The following is a 23497-nucleotide window of genomic DNA, read 5'->3' as shown; positions in this document are numbered from 1 at the left end:
ACCAGTAGAGCAATATGAGTCCGTCGCGGACCACGACGGCCCGCCCCTCGCGAGGGGCGGGCCGTCGTCTGCGTGAAGAGGTCAGTCGGCGAAGGGGTAGTCGGTGTAGCCCTCGGCGCCGCCGCCGTAGAACGTGGCCTGGTTCGGCTCGTTCTCCTCCAGACCCTCGCGCCAGCGGCGCACCAGGTCGGGGTTGGCGAGGAACGGGCGTCCGATGACCACGGCGTCGCCGACGCCGTCGGCCACCAGGGCGGCCGCGTCGTCGCGGGTGGTGATGTCGGCGAAGCCGGAGTTGACGAACGTGACGCCGCCGAAGACCTTGCGCAGGTCCTGGGTCAGGTCGCCGCGCGGGTCGGCGAGGATCGAGAGGTAGGCCAGGCCGAGGTCGGCGATGCCCTCGATGAACGCGGTGTAGGTGGCGCGCACGTCGTCGGGGTCGAGCTCGTCGCAGCCCTGGATGTTGTGGGCCGGGGAGATGCGCAGACCGGTGCGCTCGGCGCCGATGGCCTCGGCGACGCGGCGGGTGACCTCGATGGCGAAGCGGGCCCGGTTGGCAGGCGAGCCGCCCCACTCGTCGGTGCGCTCGTTGGCGCCCGGGGCGAGGAACTGGTGGATGAGGTAGCCGTTGGCGGCGTGCACCTCGACGCCGTCGAGGCCGGCGGCGATGGCCTGGCGGGCGGCGTGGACGTAGTCCTCGATGACGCCGTCGATCTCGTCGGCCTCCAGCGCGCGCGGCACCGGGTGGGGGAACGAGCCGTTGGCGGTGATCATCTCGCCGGGGGCGGGCAGGGCGCTCGGCGCGATGGTCTCGAGGCCGTGCTTGTTGTCGGGGTGCGCGATGCGGCCGGCGTGCATCAGCTGGACGACGATGCGTCCGCCGTCGGCGTGCACGGCGTCGGCGACCCGGCGCCAGCCCGCGACCTGCGCGTCGCTGTGGATGCCGGGGGTGTTGAGGTAGCCCTGGCCGACGCCGCTGGGCTGGGTGCCCTCGGTGATGATGAGGCCGGCGCTGGCGCGCTGGCGGTAGTACTCGACTTGGAGGTCGCCCGGGACGCCGTCGCCGTCGGCGCGGTTGCGCGTCAGGGGGGCCATCACCATCCGGTTCGGCAGCTCGCCGAGCGGGGTGGACAGCGGGGTGAACAGGTCCGTCATCGAAGCTCCTTCTGCGTGGATGTCACCTGGCGCAAGGCCGACGAGGCAGGCGCCATTCCACTGAACGGGTGAGGCTGCGCGCCGCCTAGGCTGACGGCGTGCCCGAGCATCCCGAGGTCGACGTCTGCGTCATCGGCGTCGGTCAGGCCGGGCTGGCGGTGGGCTACCACTTGCAGCGCCTCGGCCGCCGCGGCGGACGAGCGCCGTCGGTGGTGCTGCTCGACGACCACCCCGCTCCGGGCGGCGCGTGGCAGGACATGTGGGACACCCTCCACCTGTTCTCGCCGGCCTCGATCAGCTCGCTGCCGGGATGGCCGATGCCGCCGTGGCCCGGCGACGGCGAGCCGGACGCCGCGCACGTGACGGCCTATCTCGCGGCCTATGAGGAGCGCTACGCCCTGCCCGTCGAGCGGCCGGTGCGCGTCACGGCCGTCCGGTCGGCGGGGGAGCGGCTGAGCGTCGAGGCCGACGACGGGCGTCGCTGGAGCGCCCGCTGGGTGGTCAGCGCCACAGGCTCGTGGCGGCGGCCGTTCTGGCCGCGGTTCCCGGGCATGGAGCGGTTCGCCGGCGTGCAGCTGCACACCGCCGACTACGCGGGCGCCGCCGTGCTCCGCGGACGACGCGTGCTGGTCGTGGGCGGCGGCAACTCCGGGGCCCAGATCGCCGCCGATCTCGTGCTGGCCGGCGTCGAGACGGTGTGGGCCACCCGGCGCCCGCCTCGCCTGCTGCCCGACGACGTCGACGGGCGGGTGCTCTTCGCCACCGCCACCCGTGCGGTGGAGGCCCGGGCAGCCGGACGCCGGGACGAGGGCGTCGGCGGGCTGGGCGACGTCGTCGCGGTGCCGTCGGTGCGGCGGGCCCGCGACGAGCACGGCCTGCGCGCCCGCCCGATGCCCGAGGAGCTGACGGTCGGCGGCGCCCGGTGGGCAGAGACCGGCGAGGAGCCGTTCGACGCCGTGGTCTGGTGCACCGGCTTCCGTCCTGCGCTCCGTCACCTCCACCCGCTCGGTCTGACCCAGCGCTCCGGCCATCCGCGCACGCGTCCGGCGACGCCCGGCGGCGCGGCGGTCGTCGCCGAGGACGACCCGCGGGTGCTGCTCGTGGGCTACGGGGACTGGAGCGGGCCGGCGTCGGCCACGCTGCTCGGGGTGAACCGCTCGGCGCGCGCCGTCGCCGAGCACGTGGCTGTCGGGAACGAGGAGCCGAGCGGGACCTGAGGCGGGGGAGCAGGCCCTCCCTCCCTCCGGGGGAGGGCCCGGTGTTTCGGGGACGTGACGGCCGGGGATCACCGAGACGACCATGCTCCCTCCCCCGACAGGTGCTCCGATGACCACTGCTGCCCGCCGCCGGCTCTCCTCGGCCGCGCCGCGCTCGGTCGTCGCCGAGCGCTACGTGCTCCTCGAGCGGCTCGGCGCCGGCGGCAGCGCCGTGGTGCACCGGGCCCGCGACCTGAGGCTCGAGCGCGAGGTCGCCCTGAAGCTGCTCAAGGTCGAGCCGAGCGTCGACCAGGCCGCCGACCGCCTGCTGAGCGAGGCCCGGATGCTGGCCCGCGTGCGGCACTCCGGCGTCGTCGGGCTCCTCGACGCCGGCCGCCACCGCGGTCGTCCCTACCTCGTCACCGAGCTCGTCGAGGGCCCCACCCTCGCCACCCTGGCCCGCGAGCGCCGGGCCCTGCCGTGGCCCGCGCCGCGCCTGCTCGGCCAGCTCGCCGCCGCGCTCGCCCACGTGCACTCCCTCGACGTCGTCCACGGCGACGTCAAGCCGTCCAACGTGCTCCTGGGCCTCGACGGTCGCGCGCGGCTCATCGACTTCGGCATCGCCCACCGCCGCGGCCACGGCCCCGACGTCCCGGTGCCGCACGGCGCCGTGCTGGGCTCCCCGGCCTACCTCGCGCCCGAGGTGCTCGCCGGCGGCGCCTCGACGCCGGCCGTCGACGTCCACGCCCTCGGCCTGGTGATGCTCGAGGTCCTCGGCGCGCGTCCCCGCCTGGCCGGCTCGGTGCAGGACGTCCTCGCGGCGCGTCGCCAGCCCATGCCGCTGCCCGCCGGCCTCGACCCGCGCTGGCGCGACCTGCTCGCGGCGATGACCGCCGCCGAGCCGCTCACTCGCCCGTCGATGCGCCACCTCGCGCGCGTCGCGCCGACGCTGCCCGAGCGGCCCTGGCGCGTCGACATCGCCCCGCTCCCGACCCGCTCCACCCTCGACGTCGACACCCAGGCGATGGCCCTGCCCGAGCCCCTCGCCGCCGCCGCCTCGTGAGCGGGGCCCGCTCGCTGACCGGACTGGTGCTCGACGAGCGCTATGAGATCGGCGACCCCGTGGCCGTCGGCGGGAGCGCCGCGGTGCACCGCGCTCGCGACCGTCGCCTCGGACGCGACGTCGCCGTCAAGGTGCTGCTCGACCACGCGATGGTCGACCCCGACGGCGCTCGGTTCGCCGAGGAGGCCCGCACGCTCGCGCTGCTGAGCCACCCGAACATCGTCACGCTGCTCGACGTCGGCACGCTCGCCGACCCGGCCGTGGGGGAGCGGCCCTGCCTGGTGGTCGAGCTCGTCGACGGCGACCCGCTCTCCGCGCTGGTGCGCGAGAGGCGGGCACCGCAGCCGCGGCGACTCCTGCAGGAGCTCGCCGAGGCCCTCGCCTACGCCCACGCCCGCGGCGTCGTGCACCGCGACGTGAAGCCGTCGAACGTGCTGGTCACTGCCGACGGCCGTCCGCGGCTGGTCGACTTCGGCATCGCCCGCCTCCTCGATCAGGCGACCTCCCACACCCGGACCGGCCAGCTCGTCGGCTCCCCGGCCTACCTCGCTCCCGAGCAGCTCGACGGCTCGCCCGCCACCCCGGCCGTCGACGTCCACGCCCTCGGGCTGGTGATGCTCGAGGTGCTCACCGGACGCTCGCAGGCCTCCGGCACGCTCGCGGAGGTGCTCGCGGCGCGGGCGCGCGACGTCGAGCTGCCGGCCGGTCTGGCCCCCGGCTGGCACCGGCTGCTCTCGGAGATGACCGCCCGCGACCCGCGGCAGCGGCCCGACGCCGCGCAGGTCGCCTCGCGCGCCATCGCGCTCGAGGAGCTGCCGTGGGCCGGCGAGGCCACCGAGATGATGACGGCGCCCCTCGATCCGCCGACCCGCCTGCTCGACGCCGCGGCGCCGCAGCCGCCCGTGCCCGCGCGTCCTCGTCGCACCCCAGCGATTCCGCGCCCGGTGCTGATCGTCCTCGGGCTCCTGGTCGCGCTGGTGCTCGTGGCCGGCCTCGTGCAGCTCACCGGCGGCGACTCCTCGCAGCCCGAGCCCACGCCTCTGCCCAGCGGCGTCCCGGACCGCTACCGCGACCCCCTCCAGCAGCTCCACGGCGCGATCGGAGGCACCCGATGACGCGCGCCCGCGCCGCCCTGGCGACCCTGACGCTGCTCGCCGGCGGCCTCCTCGTCGGCTGCGGCGGCGACGACCCCACCCCCGCCGAGAGCGTGCCCGCGCTGCGCACGGCGCTGGCCGGCATCGACGACGCGATCGTCGACGGCGACACCGCCACCGCCCGATCGCGGCTGCGCGCCCTGCTCTCCCGGGTCGCCTCGGCTCGCGAGGACGGCGCCCTGGGCGCTGATGACGCTGACGCGATCACCTCCGCGGCCCGGGCCCTGCTGGCGCGGCTGCCGTCGTCGACCCCGAGTCCGTCGTCGAGCCCCACCCCGACGCCCACGCCGTCGCCCACCGCTGACGACGAGGGCGACGACGAGTCGGATCAGCCCACCGGCCCCGGCAAGCCCGGCAAGCCCGGGAAGGGCAAGCCCGGCAAGCCCGGCGGCGACGTCAAGAAGGGCGGCCCGAAGAAGGACTGAGGCCCCGCGAGGGTCTTCGTCGTCCTCAGGAGCAAGGGCTCGCGGCCGATGGGAGGAGCGTCCCCCCGACACCCCCCAAGAACCGTGGACGTGCCATGACCGTCATGCTCTCCTCGGCCGGCTCCGCCCTGCCCGAGCCCGCCGACCGTGCCCACCTGATCGACCGCTGGCGCGCCTGCCTGGCCGCCAGCGACCGGCCCGGCGTGCTGCTCGACGCCGCCGACGACCACCGCATCGTCGCGATGAACGCTCGCGCTCATGCCGAGGCCGACGAGACCGCCTGGCTGGGCGGTCGCCTCGCCGACCTCGTCGGCTCGCCGCTGCTCGGAACGGCCCTCCTGGACGCGGTGCGCGAGCGCTGCGTGCTCTCCCTGGCCGCCGCGCACGGCGCCGTCGAGCTCGAGATCACGCCGCTGCGGACGGCAGCCGGGCTGCGCCCCTGGGCGCGGGTCGTCTCCTGGACGCCGAGCCGCGAGCAGCGGCCCGAGGCGCCGACGGTCGACGCCGCCCGGTCCGAGCAGGTGGTGTCGCGGGCCCTGGACGACCTGGCCGGCATGCGCCGCTCCGCGCACGCGCTGGAGTCGGTGGTGTCCGGTCTCGCCGGGCTCTCCGAGCGGGTCGGCCTCCTCGCGCTCGACGCGGCGGTGCTGGCCGCGCAGGACGACGAGCAGCGCAGTCGTCACCTGGCCGCGGGCATCGACGAGGTCGTCGACGGCGTGCTGGACTCCGCACGCGTGAGGGCCGAGGTCGACGCGCTGCGTCGTCGGGCCGATGTGATCGTCGGCCCCTGGATCGGCTCCGGGGGCTGAGCCCGCCCGGTCAGCGCCGCTGCGGCGCCGCGTCGAACACGCAGTCGCCGCAGACCGCGGCGCCCGGCACCCGGTAGAACAGGCAGCAGGTCGCGCTGCGCCGTGCGATGCCGCCGCGCACGTCGAGATGACCGCGCAGCGGCTCGACGCCCAGCAGCCGCTCGCACCAGGCCCGAGCAGCCGGCAGCGCATGCACCCGCGGCACCGCGTGGAGCGAGGCGGCCACGTTGGCCCACAGCAGCGTGCTGCTCACGCGGAGATGCTCGATGACGGGCTCCAGCACCTGGGTCGCGATCGCGTGCACGCGGGCCGGGTCAGCACGCACGGTCGTCGTCGGCCGCAGGCCCAGCTCGAGGGCGCCGTCGACGTGCCGGGCCAGGAGGTCGGAGGCCTGCGGGGCGACGCCGTGCGTGACGGCCGGCACCAGTGCCGCCGACCACAGCCGCGAGGCGATGCCCATGACGGCCGCCGACTCCGCCACGCGCGGGGGAGGACCGCCCAGGCGGACGCCGATCGCGGCGACGTAGGCGTCGAGGTCGAGCTCGGCGAGCGGCACGAAGCCGGGGCCGGGACTCAGGTCGACCGGCCACGCGGCGACGCCCTGGAGCGCCGCCGCGAGGACCGGTCCGTGCGTCGTCAGAGGCTCGCCGCCAGCTCGCGACGAGCCGCCCGCTCGGCGGACGCCGCGGCCAGCGGACGCACGGCGCCCACCAGGCCGACCCCGATCACCGTCCACAGCGTGGCGAGGGTGAGCAGCGAGGCCCGGCGGAAGTACCAGAGCGTGTCGGCCGGGAAGTCGCCGATCTCGTTGACGGTCGGGAACGCCTGGCCCGCCACCAGCATCACGACGCCGTACGCCGCCGCGGCGCCCACCACGGTCCAGAACGCGCCCACGCGCTCCCAGACCCGGGCGGCCACGACGACCACGATCACGGCCGTCACGATCGAGACCAGCAGGAACCCGAAGTAGTCGCCCGTGCGAGCGCCGATGGTGTCGGCGCGACCGACCGCCGGCGGCGTCGCCGGGTACTTCAGGAACGGCACGACGCCGTAGGCGACGAAGCCGACCAGCGCCACGGTGGCGGTCGACTGGGGCACCGTGAGGCGTCCCAGTCGCCCGACCGCGCCCGCCGCGATCAGGGCGACGACGCCGCCCAGGGCGACGCCCACGGTCAGCGTGCCGGTGAGCAGGCCCCACGTCCGCTGGTCGTGCCGGCTGACGGGGGCCTCCTCGCCATGGCTGTGACCCGACTCCGCGCCAGCCTGCTGGTCGGCCTCGTCGTGCGTGTGGGCCGGTGTGCCGGCGTCGTGGTGGTGCTCCGACTCGGTGGCCGGGGAGGCGGCGCTCGCGGCGCCGCCGGACTCCTCCAGCTCGATCGCGGTCTGGACATGCGGCTCCCCGGCGACGTAGGCGACCACGAAGGTCGCCACGCCGGCCAGGAGGCCGATCAGCAGGCCGCGGACGAGGAAGGCTCGGGGACTCATCCGCCGCCCCTGCTCAGTGGCAGGGGAAGCCGAGGAGGTGACGCCCGTCGTGGACCCACTCGTGCACCGCGGTGCCGGCCGGGATCGAGACGGCGCCCTGGTCGGCGCTGATGAAGAACAGCGCGATGAGGGCGATCAGGCCGAGGAGAACGGCCCACGGAGCCAGCTCCCGGACGGGGATGGCGGGAACGGCGACCTCGGGGGTCGCGGGAACGGCGTGCTCAGACACGGTGCCTCCTCAGGGATGACTGCGTCCCTGGTCGTTGGATGGATGAGCCGGCCGTCGGGTCTGGCTTCGTCGCATCCAGGATCGGAGGCGGCGTCACAGTAGCGCGACTGCGCCGGACTCTCACCGGCTTCCTCGGGTCAGCGCGCTCACCCTAGGGCATGCGCGGGGTGGGTGTCGTCGGGGTGTCCGTGGGGGCATCCGTCGGATTGCATCTCGTGGCCGGCTTCCTGGTTGGCCTCGCGTTGAAGGGCGCACCTAGAAGGGCGGTCCTCCGGGCCGCCGCGTCGGTGCGCCGCTCCGGTGGTCGAGCGGGGCTTCGGTGGTCGGGGTGGGCTTCGGCGGTCGAGCGCGGCCCCGGTGGTCGAGCGCGGCCTCGGTGGTCGAGCTTGTCGAGACCCCCGCACCCGCCCGCGAAGCCTGTGCACATTCTCTTCGTTTCGAACTGCTGTTCGGATAGAATGGGGCATGGCCACTCGGAAGCCTCGTCTCCTGCGCGACAGCGACCTGCTGCGCGCTGCGATGCAGGCCAAGCAGGGTGCTGAGGCTCTGGAGCGGGAGGCCTTCCAGATCGCCGCGGACTGGGCCATCGCTCACACCGTGGCCGATGAGATGGACGCCGCGTTCCTGGTGGGCACGCACTGCGAGGTGTCGATCGCCGGCCCTGGTGCGCCGATGGTCAGCGAGTACTGCTGCGACGAGATCGCGGCCGCCCTGGGGATGTCGACGGATTCGGGCCGGTTCTACGTGGGCCATGCGTTGGAGGCGTGCACCCGGCTCCCGCGGCTGTGGGCCCGGCTGGTGGAGGGGGAGGTGACGGTGGCGCAGGTGCGTCGGATCGCCGAGCAGACGGTGGTGCTGTCGTTCGAGGCGGCTGCTCGGGCTGATCAGCTGCTCGCGGCCTATGCGCATTCGATCGGCCGGCGGGCGATCGAGAACGCGATCAGTCTCGCCGAGCAGCAGGTCGACCCCGATCTTGCGGCCCTGCGTCAGCGGCTGGCCCGGGATGACCGGCGCTTCGACATCGTGGTCGACCAGCCCAGTCTGGACGGCACCGTCGACGTCCACGGCCGGATGGATCGGGAAGATGCGATCGACCTGGACGCCGCCCTCGCCGAGCTCGCCCACCAGGCACTCGCCCTGGGCTCGACCGAACCCCTCGACGCACGGCGTGCCTGGGCCGCAGGGCAACTGGGGCGTGAGCACCTGGGTCTGTCCGGGGATCTCGACAAGCTCGATCACCAGTCGGATTCGGTGGTCGAGCCTGTCGAGACCCCAGCACCCGGACGCAGGAGGGAGACGATCCTCTACGTCCACCTCTCCGCTGACGCGCTCGGCGAGATCGGCCCCATCACGACGCTCGAGTCCACCCGCTCCCCGCTCCTCCTCGACGCCGTCAAGGGCTGGTGCGCAGGCTCGTCGAAGGTGACGATCCGGCCTGTGCTCGACCTCGCGGCGGAGCGGCACTGCGAGTCCTACGAGGCCGCACCACTGCTCCGGGAGCAGGTCATCGTCCGCGACCGCACCTGCGTCTTCCCGCACTGCCGACGCCCCGCCCGACGCGCCGACCTCGACCACATCGACCCGTTCGACTCCGGCGGACCGACCTCGTCGTGGAACCTGGCGTGCCTGTGTCGACACCACCATCGGTCCAAGACGCATTCGGGCTGGCGGTACCGGTCCGACCCCGAGAATCCCGGGCACCATCTCTGGACCAGCCCCACCGGCGTCCACTTCCGACGTGGACCTTCCGGCACCGTCATGCTCCCCGACCCCGATCGAGCGGCCGAGCCTGAGCCTTCGATGGTCGAGCCTGTCGAGACCCCCGCACCCTGACACCCCGCTGAACCCCCAGCCCGTGACCGACACCCGGTCCCGGGCTGGAGGCGCGCGCTCAGCAGCAGCGCGAGGTGGGAGAGTGCTCCTTGAGGTGCGCGCGATGACGTTCGAAGTCGCGTCGGCTCATCGGCTCCACGCCGTCGCGGCGGCAGGCGGCGAGGTGGTCGTCGTAGCGGGCCTCGCCCGAGACCCGGCGCAGGTACCAGGTGAGACCGCGCAGGGCGCGCGCCAGCGGCGAGACCGGGACGGGGCTGCTCATCGGGCACTCACCTCCCGCTGCCCACCGGATCGCGACCCTGCTCGGCCTCCCAGGCTGCGAGCGCCGCCTTCTCCTCGGGGGTGGCGAAGAAGTCGCTGGGCGCGACGATCTGCGACGGCGTGGCCGGCACCTCGGTGGTGGGCAGGCCGCCGGCCCGCAGCGCCCGCACCACGACGAGGGCGGCGTTCGCGACGACGATGATCACCAGCAGCGCGAAGACCGCCTGCAGGACGCCGTTGGTGGTGGAGTTGCGGACGACGGTGTCCATCTGGTCGGCCGTGGTGGCCGGGGCCAGGAGGTCCCCTGCGCGGGCGGCGTCGCGGTAGCGGTCGGCCTGGGCGAAGTAGCCGATGGCGGGATCGTCGGAGAAGACCTTCTGGTACGACGCGGTGAGGGTGACCAGCAGGTCCCAGGCTAGCGGCACCCCCGGCACCCAGGCGTAGCGGGCCTTGCCGTGCTTGACCAGCAGCGTGACGCACAGCGTCAGCGCGATGGCGGCGAGCAGCTGGTTGGAGATGCCGAAGAGCGGATAGAGCTGGTTGATGCCGCCGAGGGGGTCCGTGACGCCGACGTAGAGCATGTAGCCCCAGGCGCCGACGACGACCGCGGAGGCCGACCAGGCGGCCGGACGCCAGGAGACGTCGCCGAAGCGCGGCCACACGTTGCCGATGGTGTCCTGCAGCATGAACCGGCCCACGCGGGTGCCGGCGTCGACGGCGGTGAGGATGAACAGCGCCTCGAACATGATCGCGAAGTGGTACCAGAACGCGGCGAGCCCGCCGCCGAAGGCGTCGGAGAAGACCTGCGAGATGCCGAAGGCCAGCGTCGGGGCGCCGCCGGTGCGGGAGATGAGCGACTGCTCCTCCACCGAGCGGGCGGCGGCCGCGAGCTGGTCGGGGGTGATCTGGAAGCCGAGGGTGCCGACGAACCGCGCCGCCTCCTCGACCGTGCCGCCGGTGAGCCCGGCGGGGGCGTTGATGGAGAAGTACAGGCCCTGGTCGATGACGCAGGCGGCGATGAGCGCGCTGATGGCCACGAACGACTCCATGAGCATGCCGCCGTAGCCGATCATCCGGACCTGGCTCTCCTTGGCCAGCATCTTCGGGGTCGTGCCCGAGGAGATGAGGGCGTGGAAGCCCGAGAGGGCGCCGCAGGCGATCGTGATGAACGCGAACGGGAACAGCTGCCCGGCGAAGACGGGGCCCTTGCCGGAGGAGGCGAACGGGCTGACGGCGTCGGCCTGCAGCGTCGGGTGGGCGATGACGAGGCCGACGGCCAGCAGCACGATGACGCCGACCTTCATGAAGGTCGACAGGTAGTCGCGCGGGGTCAGCAGCATCCACACCGGCAGCACCGAGGCGAGGAAGCCGTAGCCGATGAGCAGGAACGTCAGGGTCTCCTTCGAGAGCGTCAGGGGTCCCTCGAGGCCGAGCTGCTCGACGTAGCCGCCGCCGACGATCGCGGCCAGCAGGAGCACCACGCCGAGCGCGGTGGTCTCGAGCACGCGGCCCGGGCGCACGACCCGCAGCCAGAAGCCCATGAGCAGCGCGATCGGGATCGTCAGGCCGATGGAGAACACGCCCCACGGCGACTCCGCGAGCGCGTTGACGACGACCAGCGAGAGCACCGCCAGCAGGATGATCATGATGGCGAAGACCGCCACCAGGGCGGCTGTGCCGCCGACGACGCCGATCTCATCGCGGATCATCTGCCCCAGCGAGCGCCCGTCGCGCCGCACCGAGAAGAACAGCACCACCATGTCCTGGACGGCGCCGGCGAGGATGACGCCGACGATGATCCAGATCGTGCCGGGCAGGTAGCCCATCTGCGCGGCGAGCACCGGGCCGACGAGCGGGCCGGCTCCGGCGATGGCGGCGAAGTGGTGGCCGAAGAGCACCCGCCGGTCGGTGACCTCGTAGTCGACGCCGTCCTCCATCCGCTCGGCCGGGGTGGCGCGGGAGTCGTCGACCTCCAGCACCCGCCGGGCGATCCACCGGGCGTAGAAGCGGTAGGCGATCGCGTACGAGGCGAGCGCGGCGAAGAGGATCCACAGCGCGGAGACGTCCTCCCCGCGCGCGAGTGCGAGCACGGCCCACGAGACGCCGCCGACAGCCCCGACCAGCGCCCAGAGAAGGCGACGCAGCCAGGCGGGACGCGGCGGACGGGGATCCGCGACGTCGGGGGACAGGGTGGACAGGTGAGGACCTGACATGGACGCACTCCCGAGGTGGTCGAAGGCAAGACGAGCAGACCTCACCCTGCCATCCCCGGTGACGGCCGTCACCCATCGCGCGCAGAGTCGGTCGGTCCCGGGCGGTGATCTAGGCTCCGTGCTCGTGCGCGACGTCCCCGATCCGAGCCCCGCCGCGGCCGCGGCGAGCGCCGTCGTCGCCCCCCGGATGCGCGGCCTGGACGCCCTGCGCTTCCTCGCCGCGGGATCGGTGCTCGCCTACCACTACACCGGCAGCCTGATCGACGACTGGGGCAAGCCGACCCAGGTGGTCTTCCCGACGCTGTCGGAGGTCACCCGCTACGGCTTCCTGGGCGTCCACGTGTTCTTCGTGATCTCCGGTCTGGTGATCCTCATGACCGCCTGGGGGCGCGACCTCCCGGCCTTCGCATCCTCCCGCGTGGCGCGGCTCTTCCCGGCCTACTGGGCCGTGGTGCTGATGACCCTGCTGCTGCAGGCCTTCTGGGACGGCGGCCGCTCGCCGGACCTGCGCGAGGGCCTGGTGAACCTGACGATGCTCCAGCACGGCTACGAGGCTCGCGACGTCCAGGGCGCCTTCTGGACGCTCTGGTACGAGCTGCTGTTCTACCTGTTGGTGGCGGTGTTCCTGTGCGTGGGCATCACCCGGCGCCGGGTCCTCGCGTTCGCGCTGCTGGTGCCCCTGATCGGGCGGCTCGCCGAGGGCAGCGGGTCCGACCTCGTCGCCACGCTCGCGCTGGCGCCCTACGGTCCGTTCTTCGCCCTCGGGATGCTCCTCTACCTCGTCCATCGCGACCGCGGCGACGCGGTGGTGTGGCTGATGATCGGGCTCGAGCTCGTGCTCTGCGCCGACTACCTGCTCGACTACGCCGACACCTCGCCCAGCTTCGAGGGCCGCCCCATCAGCGGCGGCGTCACGACGGCTGCGTTCGTCGTCGGCGTCGTCGCGATCTGGCTGGTCACCAGCGGTCCGCTGCGCCATCTCGACTGGCGGCTGCTCAGCTGGCTGGGAGCCCTCACCTACCCGCTGTACCTGGTGCACGGCCAGTTCGGCTTCGCGATCATCGACGTGCTCCACGACCGGCTCCCGACCTACCTCGTCCTCGTGCTGGCCGCGACGCTGGCGCTGGCCCTCGCGATCGGCGTGCACCACCTCGTCGAGCGGCCGTGGGCGCCGCGGCTGCGGGCGGCTGTCCGCACCGGCCTCGAGCGGTCCTGAGCCCGGGGACCTCGCCAGGGACCTCGGGCCCGGGGTCGTCGGGACGAACGTCCCGTCAGTCGCCCGCGCGCGCCGCCGATGGGTGGAGGTGACCGACGGGAGCCTCCGTCGCTGCGAGCAGGGGGACCCATGGCACGACCCACCATCACCTGGACCGTCGGGCGTCGCCTCGCGGCGATCGCGGCGATCGGCGCCGTCGCCTCGGTCACGATCGGGGCCAGCGCGATCTCCAGCGCCGGCTCGGTCGCCCGGGAGAACGAGGTCGCCTCCTCCATCGCCGAGGGCCGCACGCTCATGACCGACGTCCGCGGCTCGGTCAGCGACCTGCGCGGGCGGGCCTTCTCCGCGCTGCAGGGCGACGCGGCCGGCTCGTCGGCCGAGGGCACCCAGGACTTCGCGAAGGCCCGTGCCTCCCTGGCGGCGCTGGGACGCCTCCCGCTCGATCACCACAACACCACGCAGGCCGAGAAGATCACCGCTGACTTCGCCAGCCTCGAGACGGCGTTCAGCGCCTACTTCACCACCGCCGAGCGCGACCCGGCCGCCGCGCGTCGCGAGCTCGGGGCCATCGATCGACGCATCACCGCCCTCGACGAGCAGATCGGCAGCTCGCTCGACGACTTCGCCATGGACCGCGGCACCTCCCAGGACCAGCTCGACGCCACCATCGCCCGGCTGAGGTGGACCGTCCTGGTCACCGGCGCCCGTCGCCCTCGTGCTGCTGGTGGGCGCCTCGGTGCTCATCGCCCGCAGCATCACCCGGCCGCTGCGCGGCATCGCCGCGACCGTCGCGCGCTTCGCCGAGGGGGACCTGACCCAGCGGGTGCCCGAGGACGCCAGCGCCGAGCTCGGCGCGCTGCAGCGCTCCATCAACGCCTCCATCGCCTCGGTGGCCGACATCGTCTCCACGGTGATGTCCTCCAGCGAGCACGTGGCCGCGGCCTCGAGTCAGCTCTCGACCGCCTCCAGCCAGATCGCGGCCAACGCCGAGGAGACCGCCGTCCAGGCGGGCGTCGTCGCCGGGGCCGCCGGCGAGGTGAGCCGTGACGTCGAGACCATCTCGTCGGGCTCGGAGCAGATGAGCGCCGCGATCATCGAGATCTCCCAGTCGGCCAACGAGGCCGCCCGGGTCGCCTCGGGTGCCGTCGACCACGTCGAGCGCACCAACCACCAGGTGGCGCGCCTGGGCGCCTCGAGCCAGGAGATCGGCAACGTCGTCAAGGTGATCACCTCGATCGCCGAGCAGACGAACCTGCTGGCCCTCAACGCCACCATCGAGGCCGCTCGCGCCGGCGACCTCGGCAAGGGCTTCGCCGTCGTCGCCAACGAGGTCAAGGACCTCGCGCAGTCGACGTCGCGGGCCACCGAGGACATCTCGAGCCGGGTCGAGGCCATCCAGGCAGACACCCTCGCCGCCGTCGACGCCATGGGTCAGATCCGCGACGTCATCCTCGCGATCAACGACCACCAGATGACGATCGCGGCGGCCGTGGAGGAGCAGACGGCCACCACCAACGAGATCAACCGGATCATCGCCTCCGCCTCCACCGGCACCACCGAGATCGCCCACAACGTCACCGGCGTCGCCACCGCCACCAGCACCACGACGCAGGCCGTCGCCCAGAACCTCGGTGCCGTCGAGGAGCTGGCCCGGATGGCCGAGAAGCTGCGCGCCGAGGTGCAGCACTTCCGGCTCTGATCCGCCCTCCCGTCCCCCCACCTCCGAGCCGACAGGCGACGCCCGTGACCCCGACCCAGCTCGACCTCACCTTCCTCCGCGAGCTCGTCCACCGGGAGGCCGGCATCGTCGTGGAGCCCGGGAAGGACTACCTCGTCAGCAGCCGCCTGACGCCGGTGGCCCAGGAGCTGGGGTTCCGCGGCATCCCCGACCTCGTCCGCGACCTGCGCCACCATCCGAGCGCGCGCACCCACGCCCAGATCGTCGCGGCCATGACGGTCAACGAGACCCTGTGGTTCCGCGACGGAGCGCCGTTCCAGACCCTGCGCACCGAGGTGCTGCCGACGCTGGCCCGCAGCCGTCCCGGGCGTCGCCTGCGGCTGTGGAGCGCCGCCTGCTCGTCAGGTCAGGAGGCCTACAGCGCGCTCATCACGGCGCTGGAGACCCCCGACCTCATCGGCTTCGACCTCGAGATGCTCGCCACCGACCTCAGCCCAGCGATGGTCGAGCGCACCCGGGCCGGCCGCTACAGCCCGGTCGAGATCGGCCGCGGCCTCGGCGTCGAGCGCCTGGCCCGCTGGTTCGAGCGCGACGGCGAGCACTGGGTCGTCGGCCCGGAGCTGGCGCGGTGCGTCACCGCGAAGGTCGCCAACCTGTGCCGGCCCCTGGCCGTCCACGGCCAGTACGACGTCGTGCTGCTGCGCAACGTGCTCATCTACTTCGACGTCGCCACCAAGCGCGAGGTCCTCGGCCGCGTGCGCCGCGTCATCGCCCCCGACGGTCACCTGCTGCTCGGCGCGACCGAGTCGACGGTCGGCGTCGACGACTCCTGGGTGGCGGTGCCCGGCAGCCCGGGGCTCTACCGGCCCCGCTGACCCGACCCGCTGAGAGCCCCGCTGAGCCGACCGGTCGGGGGAGCGTCGTCTGCTGCTAGGTTGAGCCTGCCGTGGTGCACGGGAAGCCGGTCAGATGCCGGCGCGGCCCTCGCCACTGTAGCCGTCGAGCACGGCGACCCTCGGCTCCTTCCAGCGTGATCGGGAGGGGCGGGCCACTGGGAGCGATCCTGGGAAGGTCGGTCGCCGGGTGATGACACGGAAGCCAGGAGACCGGCCACGGCGCGTCAGTTCCACGAGGGCTTGGAGACAGCACCGATGCGCCAGCGACCGCACGACCCGCCACCCCGGGACGCCTCAGGGCGTCCCCGCCGTCACGGCCCCGCGCGCTGAGCCGCGCCCCGTCCTCTCGTCCGGGGCGCGCACGCCTGCGCGCCCGCACCGGACCTGACGGCGTCCTCGCGCGCCCGCGCTGACGACGCTCGTCCCGCCTCCCCGTCGACCTCGGGCCACTCCCGTGTCGGCTCCCCGCCGATCCTCTCGGCCGATCCGCGATCGGAGCGCCATGCGCCTCGCCCTGCTGTCCACCTCCGACACCGACCTCCTCTCGGCCCGCGCCAGCGGCGTCGACTGGGTGCTCGCCAACCCCGCCCGCCCCGGCCACCAGTCGATGGCCGAGACCCTCGCCGGCTGCGACCTCGTCGTCGCCCGCGTGCTCGGCTCCCCGCGCGACCTGTGCTCGGGCTTCGCCGGCGTGCGCGCCTCGGGCGTCCCGCTCGTGGTGCTCGGCGGCGAGCAGCAGCCCGACGCCGCCCTCATGGAGCTCTCGACGGTGCCGGCCGGCACCGCCGCCCAGGCCCACCGCTACCTCGCCGAGGGCGGCCCGGCGAACCTGCGCCAGCTGCACGCCTTCCTCTCCGACACCGTGCTCCTCACCGGCGAGGGATTCGAGCCGCCCGCGGTCGTGCCCGCCTGGGGGCTGGCCGAGCGGGCGGTCGTGCCCGGCGCAGAGGGGCGTCCGCGGGTCGGCGTCCTGTACTACCGGGCCCACGAGGTGTCCGGCAACGACGGCTTCGCCCACGCGCTCGCCGACGCGATCGACGCCACCGGCGAGGCCGTCGGCGTGCCGGTCTTCGCGGGCTCCCTGCGCTCCGCGCCCGACGCGCTCTTCGAGGCCCTCGGAGACCTCGACGCCCTGGTCGTCACCGTGCTGGCCGCCGGCGGCTCGACGCCGGCCGCGGTGAGCGCCGGCGGCGACGACGAGACGTGGGACGTCGCCCGCATCGCCGCACTCGACATCCCCGTGCTGCAGGGCCTGTGCCTGACCAGCAGCCGCGCGGAGTGGGAGGAGTCCGACGACGGCGTCACGCCGATGGACTGCGCCACCCAGATCGCGATCCCCGAGTTCGACGGGCGCATCATCACCGCGCCCTTCTCCTTCAAGGAGGTCGACCCCGACGACCCCGCCGGCCTCCCGCGCTACGTCGCCGACCCCGAGCGCTGCGAGCGGGTGGCCCGGATCGCGGTCAACCACGCCCGTCTGCGGCGCCTGCCGGCGTCGGAGAAGCGGCTGGCGCTGGTGCTCTCGGCCTACCCGACCAAGCACGCGCGCATCGGCAACGCCGTGGGCCTCGACACCCCGGCCTCGACGATCCGGCTCCTGCGTCGTCTGCGCGACGCCGGCTACGACCTCGGCGCCGACCAGCCCGACAACCCGATCCTGCCGCTGCTCGGCGAGGGCCCCGAGCCCACCGATCCGGCCGAGGCGCTCGCGGCCGACACCACCGCGGGCACCGCGCTGATCCACGCGCTCATCGCCGCCGGCGGCCAGGACGAGGAGTGGCTGACCACCGCCCAGCTCGGCGACGCGCACGTGCGGATCAGCCCCGAGGCCTACCGCGCCTGGACCGCCCACCTGCCCGCCGACCTGCGCGGCGACATGGAGGAGGCCTGGGGTGCCGCGCCCGGTCGCCTGTTCGTCGACGACGACGGCCACCTGGTGCTCGCGACGCTGCGCGCCGGCAACGTCGTGCTGCTCATCCAGCCGCCCCGCGGGTTCGGGGAGAACCCGGTGGCGATCTACCACGACCCCGACCTCGCGCCGTCCCACCACTACCTGGGCGCCTACCGCTGGCTGGAGGAGAGCCCCGAGCGCGGCGGCTTCGGCGCGCACGCCGTCGTCCACCTCGGCAAGCACGGCTCGATGGAGTGGCTGCCGGGCAAGAACGCCGCGCTGTCGGCCTCCTGCGCCACCGACGCCGCCATCGGCTCGCTGCCGCTCATCTACCCCTTCCTCGTCAACGACCCCGGCGAGGGCGCGCAGGCCAAGCGGCGCGCGCACGCCACGATCGTCGACCACCTCATCCCGCCGATGGCGCGCGCGGAGACCTACGGCGACATCGCCCGCCTCGAGCAGCTCCTCGACGAGCACGCCAACATCGCCGCGATGGACCCCGCGAAGCTCCCGGCGGTGCGCGGTGAGATCTGGACGCTCATGAAGGCCGCGGAGATGCACCGCGACCTCGGCCTGGAGGAGCGTCCCGACGACGAGGAGTTCGACGACTTCCTGCTGCACGTCGACGGCTGGCTCTGCGAGATCAAGGACGCCCAGATCCGCGACGGCCTGCACGTGCTCGGCGGCGCGCCGGTCGGCTCGGTGCGCGTCGACCTCGTGCTCGCGATCCTGCGCGCCTCCCAGGTGTGGGGCGGCGAGGCCGGGGCCGTTCCGGGCCTGCGCGCCGCCCTAGGCCTCAAGGAGGGCGAGGCGTCGCTGAGCGCGATCGACGAGGCCGAGCAGCGCGCCCGTGAGCTCGTCGAGGCGATGGAGGCGGCCGGCTGGGACCCGGCTGCGGCCGAGGGCCTCCACGACGAGCCCGAGGTCGTGAGGGTGCTGCGGTTCGCCGCCACCGAGGTGGTGCCACGGCTGGGGCGCACCACCGACGAGCTCGACGCCGTGCTGCACGCCCTGAACGGCGGGTTCATCGCCTCCGGCCCCAGCGGCTCGCCGCTGCGCGGCCTGGTGAACGTGCTGCCGACCGGCCGCAACTTCTACACCGTCGACCCCCGCGCCGTGCCCTCGCGCCTGGCCTGGCAGACCGGCCAGGCGCTGGCCGACTCGCTGCTGCGCCGCTACCGCGAGGACACCGGCGAGTGGCCGCGCTCGGTGGGCCTCTCGGTGTGGGGCACCTCGGCGATGCGCACCAGCGGCGACGACGTCGCCGAGATCCTGTGGCTGCTCGGCGTCCGGCCGCTGTGGGACGAGGCCTCGCGTCGCGTCACCAGCCTGCAGGTGGTGCCGCTGGAGGAGCTCGGGCGTCCGCGCATCGACGTCACCGTCCGCATCTCCGGGTTCTTCCGCGACGCCTTCCCGCACGTGGTGTCCCTGCTCGACGACGCCGTGCGGCTCGTGGCCGGGCTCGAGGAGGACGACGCCGACAACCTGGTGCGCGCCCACACCCGCGCCGACCTCGCCGAGCACGGCGACGAGCGGCGGGCCACCGTCCGGATCTTCGGCTCCAAGCCCGGCTCCTACGGCGCCGGCCTGCTGCAGCTGATGGAGGCCGGCACCTGGCGCGACGACGCCGACCTCGCCGAGGTCTACACCGCCTGGGGCGGCTTCGCCTACGGCCGCGGCCTCGACGGCGCGCCCGCCGGCGACGACCTGCGCCGTCACTACGCGCGCATCGCGGTGGCGGCCAAGAACGTCGACACCCGCGAGCACGACATCGCCGACTCCGACGACTACTTCCAGTACCACGGCGGCATGGTCGCCACCGTCCGCGCGCTGACCGGCGCCGAGCCGAAGGCCTACGTCGGCGACTCCACCAGCCCCGACGTCGTGCGCACCCGCAGCCTGCAGGAGGAGACCACCCGCGTCTTCCGGGCCCGCGTGGTGAACCCGCGCTGGATCGGCGCGATGCGGCGTCACGGCTACAAGGGCGCCTTCGAGCTCGCGGCCACCGTCGACTACCTCTTCGGCTTCGACGCCACCGCGGGCGTGGTGCACGACTGGATGTACGAGGCGCTCGCGCAGTCCTACGTCCTCGACGCCACCACGCAGGAGTTCCTGCGCGAGGCCAACCCGTGGGCGCTGCGCGGCATCGTCGAGCGACTCGACGAGGCCGCCCGCCGCGGGCTGTGGGCCGAGCCGGACCCGGAGACGGTCGCGGCGATGCAGCAGGTCTACCTCGAGCTCGAGGGCGAGCTGGAGGACCGGTGACGCGCACGCTGCGGGTGATCGGGGTCGGCCTCGGCCCCGCTCACCTCACCGACGAGGCCCGGGGCGCGCTGCGCGCCTCGGGGTTCGTCGTCGCGGCCCGCAAGCGCGGCGACGACTCGCTGCTGGCGGCCCGCGCGGCCCTGTGCGCCGACCATGGCGTGCCGCTGGTGGCCGTCGACGACCCGGTGCGCGACCCCGACCCCGCCGACTACGCGGCGGAGGTCCGGCGCTGGCACGCCGCACGTGAGGAGGGCTGGGTCGCCGCCATCACGTCGGGGGACGGCGACCCAGCCCTGCTCGCGTGGGGCGACCCGGCGCTCTACGACTCCACCGTGCGGCTGGCCCACGGCCTGGTCGGGCGCCTCGGTGCGCGGCTGGTCGTCGTCCCGGGCATCAGCGCGCCGTCGGCGCTCGCGGCGGCGCACGGCATCGTGCTGCACGAGGTGGGGGAGCCGGTGCACGTCACCACCGAGCGGCGGCTGCCCGACGCGCTCGCGGCCGGGCAGCGCAACGTCGTCGTCATGCTCACCTCGGGGGTGCTGCCGGCCGAGGACCTCGGGCTCGACGACTGGCGCATCTGGTGGGGCGCCAACCTCGGCTCGCCCTCGCAGCGGCTGCGACACGGCGTCCTCGCCGAGCAGCGCGCGGCGATCCTCGCCGACCGCGAGGCCGCCCGCGCCGACGCCGGCTGGGTCATGGACGCCTACCTGCTGCGGGCGCCGCGCTGATGGCCGGTCTCCTCGTCGCCGGCTGCACCTCGGACGCCGGCAAGAGCGTCGTCACCACCGGCCTGTGCCGGGCGCTGGCGCGTCGCGGGGTGCGCGTCGCGCCCTACAAGGCGCAGAACATGAGCAACAACTCGATGGTCGTCGGCCCGCCCGACGACGCCGGCGAGATCGGCCGCGCCCAGTGGGTGCAGGCGCTCGCGGCGCGCGTCGAGCCGGAGGTCGCGATGAACCCGGTGCTGCTCAAGCCCGGCTCGGACCGTCGCAGCCACGTCGTGCTGATGGGCCGCCCGGCCGGGGAGGTGGCCTCGATGGACTTCGTCGACGGCCGCCGCCACCTCGCGTCCGCGGCGCACGCCGCCTTCGACGACCTCGCCTCGCGGTTCGAGGTCGTCGTCGCCGAGGGCGCCGGGAGCCCGGCGGAGATCAACCTGCGTGCCGGCGACTACGTGAACATGGGCCTGGCGCGGCACGCCGACCTGCCGACGATCGTCGTCGGCGACATCGACCGCGGCGGCGTCTTCGCCGCCTTCTACGGCACCCTCATGCTGCTCGACGAGGCCGATCGCCGCCTCATCTCGGGCTTCGTGGTCAACCGCTTCCGCGGCGACCTCGACCTGCTGCGTCCCGGCCTCGACGACCTCTCCGCGCGCACCGGACGCCCGTTCTACGGCGTGCTGCCCTGGCATCCCGACCTGTGGCTGGACTCCGAGGACGCCCTCGACCTCGAGGGCCGGCGCAGCACCGACGGGGCGCGTCGGGTCGCGGTGGTGCGGCTGCCGCGGATCTCCAACTTCACCGACCTCGACGCCCTCGGCCTCGAGCCGGGCCTCGACGTCGTGTTCGCCTCGACCCCGCGCCAGCTCGCCGGCGCCGACCTCGTCGTCCTGCCGGGCACCCGCGCCACCCGCAGCGACCTCGCCTGGCTGCGCGAGCGCGGGCTCGCCGACGCCGTCCTCGCCCACGCCCGGGCCGGGGGAGCGGTGCTCGGCATCTGCGGCGGCTGCCAGATGCTCGGTGGCGAGATCGCCGACCCGCACGGCGTCGAGGGCGCCCCCGGCGTCGAGCGCGGCCTGGGCCTGCTCGATCTGCGCACCGAGTTCACCCCCGAGAAGACGCTGCGTCGCCACGGCCCCGGCTACGAGATCCACCACGGCCGGATCACCGGCGAGACCGAGCGCGGTGCTGTCCGCGGCACGATGGTGCACGGCGCGCTGGAGGACGACGCGCACCGGGCCGCCTACCTCGCCGCGGCGCTCGGCGTCACCAGCACCGCCCGCTTCGACGAGGCCCGGCAGCGTCGCATCGATCTGCTGGGCGACCTCGTCGAGGAGCACCTCGACGTCGACGCCCTGCTGGCGCTGGCCCGCGAGGGCGTCGGCTGATGAGCACCGTGAGCGGCGCGTTCCGGGTGCTGCTGCTCGGCGGCACCGCGGAGGCGCGGGCGCTGGCCGCGCTGCTGGTGGCCGACGGCGACGCCGTGCTCTCCTCCCTGGCCGGACGGGTCTCGCGGCCGGCGCTGCCGGTGGGCGAGGTGCGCGTGGGCGGCTTCGGCGGCGTCGAGGGCCTCGCCACCGAGGCGGCGCGTCACGACGTCGTCGTCGACGCCACCCATCCGTTCGCCGGACGCATCACCGCCAACGCCGTCGCCGCCTGCGACCGCGCCGGCGTGCCGCTGCTGCGGCTCCAGCGTCCGGGCTGGGCGGGGCTGCCCGAGGCCGGATCCTGGACGTGGGTCGCCGACCACGACGCCGCGGCGCGGGCCCTGCTCGACGGCCGCGCACGGCGGCCGTTCCTCACCGTCGGACGCCAGGGGCTCGGGCCGTTCGCCGAGGCGCTGCCGCAGCTCGCGGCGCTGGTGCGGGTCGTGGAGGACGTCGAGGTCCCGCCGGCCTGGACGCTGCTGCGCAGCCGCGGGCCCTACCGGCTCGACGGCGAGGTGGCGCTGATGAGGGAGCACGGCGTCGATGCGCTGGTCACCAAGGACTCCGGCGGCGAGCACACGCGTCCCAAGCTCGACGCCGCGGCCGCGCTCGGCGTCCCGGTGGTGGTGGTGCGTCGTCCGAGGCCGCCGGCGGGGCTGTGCCGGGTCAGCGAGGTCGACGACGTCCGTGCCGCACGGCGATGGGTGCGAGCGCGAGCAGCGCAGCCGGGCCGATCCGGCGCGCCAGCCGACGACCGCGGGTGAGGTCGCGGTGGGTCGGCAGCGCGCCGTCGCCGAGCTCGTGACGGTCCTCGGCCACCCCGCGATAGTGGTTGACGCCGCCCAGGCGCACGCCGAGGGCCCCCGCGAACGCGGCCTCGACGGGTCCGGCGTTCGGGCTCGGGTGGTGGCGGGCGTCGCGGCGCCAGGTGGCCCACGCGGCCGACGGGTCGTCCCCGAGCACCACCGCGAGACCGGCCGTGAGCCGCGCGCCGGGCAGGTTGAGGACGTCGTCGAGCCGGGCCGCGGCCCAGCCGAAGCGCCCCAGGCGCGGCGTGCGGTGCCCGATCATCGCGTCGAGGGTGTTGGCCGCGCGGTAGGCCAGCAGGCCGGTGGGCCCGAGCAGCGCACCCCACACCAGCGGCGCCACGACGGCGTCGCTGGTGTTCTCCGCCACCGACTCCAGCGCCGCGCGGGCGACGCCGTGCTCGTCGAGGGTCTCGACGTCGCGACCCACCAGCCGGGCCACCTGACGTCGGGCGCCGGGCAGGTCGCCGGCTGCCAGACGGGCCTCGACGGCGGCGGCCTCGCGGTCGAGCGTGGTGCCGCCGAGCACCGTCCAGGTGGCCACCGCGGTGCCCAGCGCGCCCTGCGGCATGCGGGCGCCGAGGGCGGCGGACGCGCCGACCAGCAGCGTCACGTGGAGGACGCCCGCCGCCCGGGAGTCCCGCCAGGTGACCTGCTCGAGCCGGTGTGCCACAGTGCCGAGGCCGGCCACCGGGTGCAGGCGCTGTGGATCGGCGAGCAGCCGGTCGGCCAGCAGCCCGAGGGCCAGGCCGAGCAGACGATCGCGGCTCATGCCG

Annotated in this window: 20 protein-coding genes and 1 riboswitch; of the genes, 13 read left to right on the top strand and 7 right to left on the bottom strand. The window is 74.5% G+C overall.

The window, feature by feature from the left end; all coding sequences use genetic code 11:
• Positions 1 to 81: 81 nt before the first annotated feature.
• Complete coding sequence (locus ACZDWJ_RS12170) at positions 82 to 1152, bottom strand: alkene reductase (protein ID WP_463521224.1); 1071 nt, start codon at positions 1150 to 1152, stop codon at positions 82 to 84.
• Between the two features lie 98 nt (positions 1153 to 1250).
• Between ACZDWJ_RS12170 and ACZDWJ_RS12165 the strand changes: the two genes are divergently transcribed.
• From ACZDWJ_RS12165 to ACZDWJ_RS12145, 5 genes are all read left to right on the top strand, one after another.
• Complete coding sequence (locus ACZDWJ_RS12165) at positions 1251 to 2369, top strand: ArsO family NAD(P)H-dependent flavin-containing monooxygenase (protein WP_463521223.1); 1119 nt, start codon at positions 1251 to 1253, stop codon at positions 2367 to 2369.
• 109 nt (positions 2370 to 2478) lie between these two features.
• The gene (locus tag ACZDWJ_RS12160) at positions 2479 to 3411 is read left to right on the top strand and encodes a serine/threonine-protein kinase (protein WP_463521222.1); all 933 of its coding nucleotides are present in this window, start codon (positions 2479 to 2481) and stop codon (positions 3409 to 3411) included.
• The gene (locus ACZDWJ_RS12155; protein ID WP_463521221.1) at positions 3408 to 4526 is read left to right on the top strand and encodes a serine/threonine-protein kinase; all 1119 of its coding nucleotides are present in this window, start codon (positions 3408 to 3410) and stop codon (positions 4524 to 4526) included. Before ACZDWJ_RS12160 ends, ACZDWJ_RS12155 begins: the two co-directional genes overlap by 4 nt.
• Entirely contained in the window at positions 4523 to 4990 is a 468-nt protein-coding gene (locus ACZDWJ_RS12150) for a hypothetical protein (RefSeq protein WP_463521220.1), read from the top strand. The genes ACZDWJ_RS12155 and ACZDWJ_RS12150 overlap by 4 nt, the downstream gene beginning before the upstream one ends.
• Positions 4991 to 5085: 95 nt before the next feature.
• On the top strand, positions 5086 to 5799 hold the full coding sequence (locus ACZDWJ_RS12145; protein ID WP_463521219.1) for a hypothetical protein: 714 nt from the start codon (positions 5086 to 5088) through the stop codon (positions 5797 to 5799).
• Between the two features lie 10 nt (positions 5800 to 5809).
• Here the strand turns inward: ACZDWJ_RS12145 and ACZDWJ_RS12140 are convergent, their stop codons facing one another.
• The 3 genes from ACZDWJ_RS12140 to ACZDWJ_RS12130 form a co-directional block, all read right to left on the bottom strand.
• Positions 5810 to 6355: a (2Fe-2S)-binding protein gene (locus ACZDWJ_RS12140; protein WP_463521218.1), complete on the bottom strand. Its 546-nt coding sequence runs from the start codon at positions 6353 to 6355 to the stop codon at positions 5810 to 5812.
• 80 nt (positions 6356 to 6435) lie between these two features.
• Complete coding sequence (locus tag ACZDWJ_RS12135) at positions 6436 to 7284, bottom strand: CbtA family protein (protein WP_463521217.1); 849 nt, start codon at positions 7282 to 7284, stop codon at positions 6436 to 6438.
• Between the two features lie 13 nt (positions 7285 to 7297).
• Positions 7298 to 7513, bottom strand: a complete 216-nt coding sequence (locus tag ACZDWJ_RS12130) for a CbtB domain-containing protein (RefSeq protein ID WP_463521216.1) — start codon at positions 7511 to 7513, stop codon at positions 7298 to 7300.
• 357 nt (positions 7514 to 7870) lie between these two features.
• Between ACZDWJ_RS12130 and ACZDWJ_RS12125 the strand changes: the two genes are divergently transcribed.
• On the top strand, positions 7871 to 9346 hold the full coding sequence (locus tag ACZDWJ_RS12125; protein ID WP_463521215.1) for an HNH endonuclease signature motif containing protein: 1476 nt from the start codon (positions 7871 to 7873) through the stop codon (positions 9344 to 9346).
• A gap of 58 nt (positions 9347 to 9404) precedes the next feature.
• On the opposite strand, the gene ACZDWJ_RS12120 is transcribed toward ACZDWJ_RS12125, so the two are convergent.
• Positions 9405 to 9608 (bottom strand): YbdD/YjiX family protein, encoded by a 204-nt coding sequence (locus ACZDWJ_RS12120; RefSeq protein ID WP_463521214.1) that lies wholly within the window; start codon positions 9606 to 9608, stop codon positions 9405 to 9407.
• A 7-nt stretch (positions 9609 to 9615) separates the two neighbouring features.
• Positions 9616 to 11820, bottom strand: a complete 2205-nt coding sequence (locus ACZDWJ_RS12115; protein ID WP_463521213.1) for a carbon starvation CstA family protein — start codon at positions 11818 to 11820, stop codon at positions 9616 to 9618.
• Positions 11821 to 11944: 124 nt separating this feature from the next.
• Here ACZDWJ_RS12115 and ACZDWJ_RS12110 point away from each other — a divergent pair, with 124 nt between their 5' ends.
• The 7 genes from ACZDWJ_RS12110 (at position 11945) to ACZDWJ_RS12080 (ending at position 22679) form a co-directional block, all read left to right on the top strand.
• On the top strand, positions 11945 to 13036 hold the full coding sequence (locus ACZDWJ_RS12110) for an acyltransferase family protein (RefSeq protein WP_463521212.1): 1092 nt from the start codon (positions 11945 to 11947) through the stop codon (positions 13034 to 13036).
• 715 nt (positions 13037 to 13751) lie between these two features.
• Complete coding sequence (locus ACZDWJ_RS12105) at positions 13752 to 14735, top strand: methyl-accepting chemotaxis protein (protein WP_463521211.1); 984 nt, start codon at positions 13752 to 13754, stop codon at positions 14733 to 14735.
• 44 nt (positions 14736 to 14779) lie between these two features.
• The gene (locus ACZDWJ_RS12100; RefSeq protein ID WP_463521210.1) at positions 14780 to 15589 is read left to right on the top strand and encodes a CheR family methyltransferase; all 810 of its coding nucleotides are present in this window, start codon (positions 14780 to 14782) and stop codon (positions 15587 to 15589) included.
• 55 nt (positions 15590 to 15644) lie between these two features.
• Positions 15645 to 15843, top strand: a riboswitch (cobalamin riboswitch).
• Positions 15844 to 16112: 269 nt separating this feature from the next.
• Complete coding sequence (cobN, locus tag ACZDWJ_RS12095) at positions 16113 to 19766, top strand: cobaltochelatase subunit CobN (protein WP_463521209.1); 3654 nt, start codon at positions 16113 to 16115, stop codon at positions 19764 to 19766.
• The gene (locus tag ACZDWJ_RS12090) at positions 19763 to 20494 is read left to right on the top strand and encodes an SAM-dependent methyltransferase (RefSeq protein WP_463521208.1); all 732 of its coding nucleotides are present in this window, start codon (positions 19763 to 19765) and stop codon (positions 20492 to 20494) included. The genes cobN and ACZDWJ_RS12090 overlap by 4 nt, the downstream gene beginning before the upstream one ends.
• Positions 20494 to 21876: a cobyric acid synthase gene (locus tag ACZDWJ_RS12085; protein WP_463521207.1), complete on the top strand. Its 1383-nt coding sequence runs from the start codon at positions 20494 to 20496 to the stop codon at positions 21874 to 21876. Before ACZDWJ_RS12090 ends, ACZDWJ_RS12085 begins: the two co-directional genes overlap by 1 nt.
• Entirely contained in the window at positions 21876 to 22679 is an 804-nt protein-coding gene (locus ACZDWJ_RS12080; protein ID WP_463521206.1) for a cobalt-precorrin-6A reductase, read from the top strand. Before ACZDWJ_RS12085 ends, ACZDWJ_RS12080 begins: the two co-directional genes overlap by 1 nt.
• Here the strand turns inward: ACZDWJ_RS12080 and cbiB are convergent.
• Complete coding sequence (cbiB, locus tag ACZDWJ_RS12075) at positions 22582 to 23493, bottom strand: adenosylcobinamide-phosphate synthase CbiB (RefSeq protein ID WP_463521205.1); 912 nt, start codon at positions 23491 to 23493, stop codon at positions 22582 to 22584. The two genes, ACZDWJ_RS12080 and cbiB, sit on opposite strands and share 98 nt — an antisense overlap.
• Positions 23494 to 23497: the final 4 nt, after the last annotated feature.

This window comes from Nocardioides sp. B129/18 (assembly GCF_055282735.1).
This window is presented reverse-complemented; position numbering and strand designations above follow the sequence as displayed.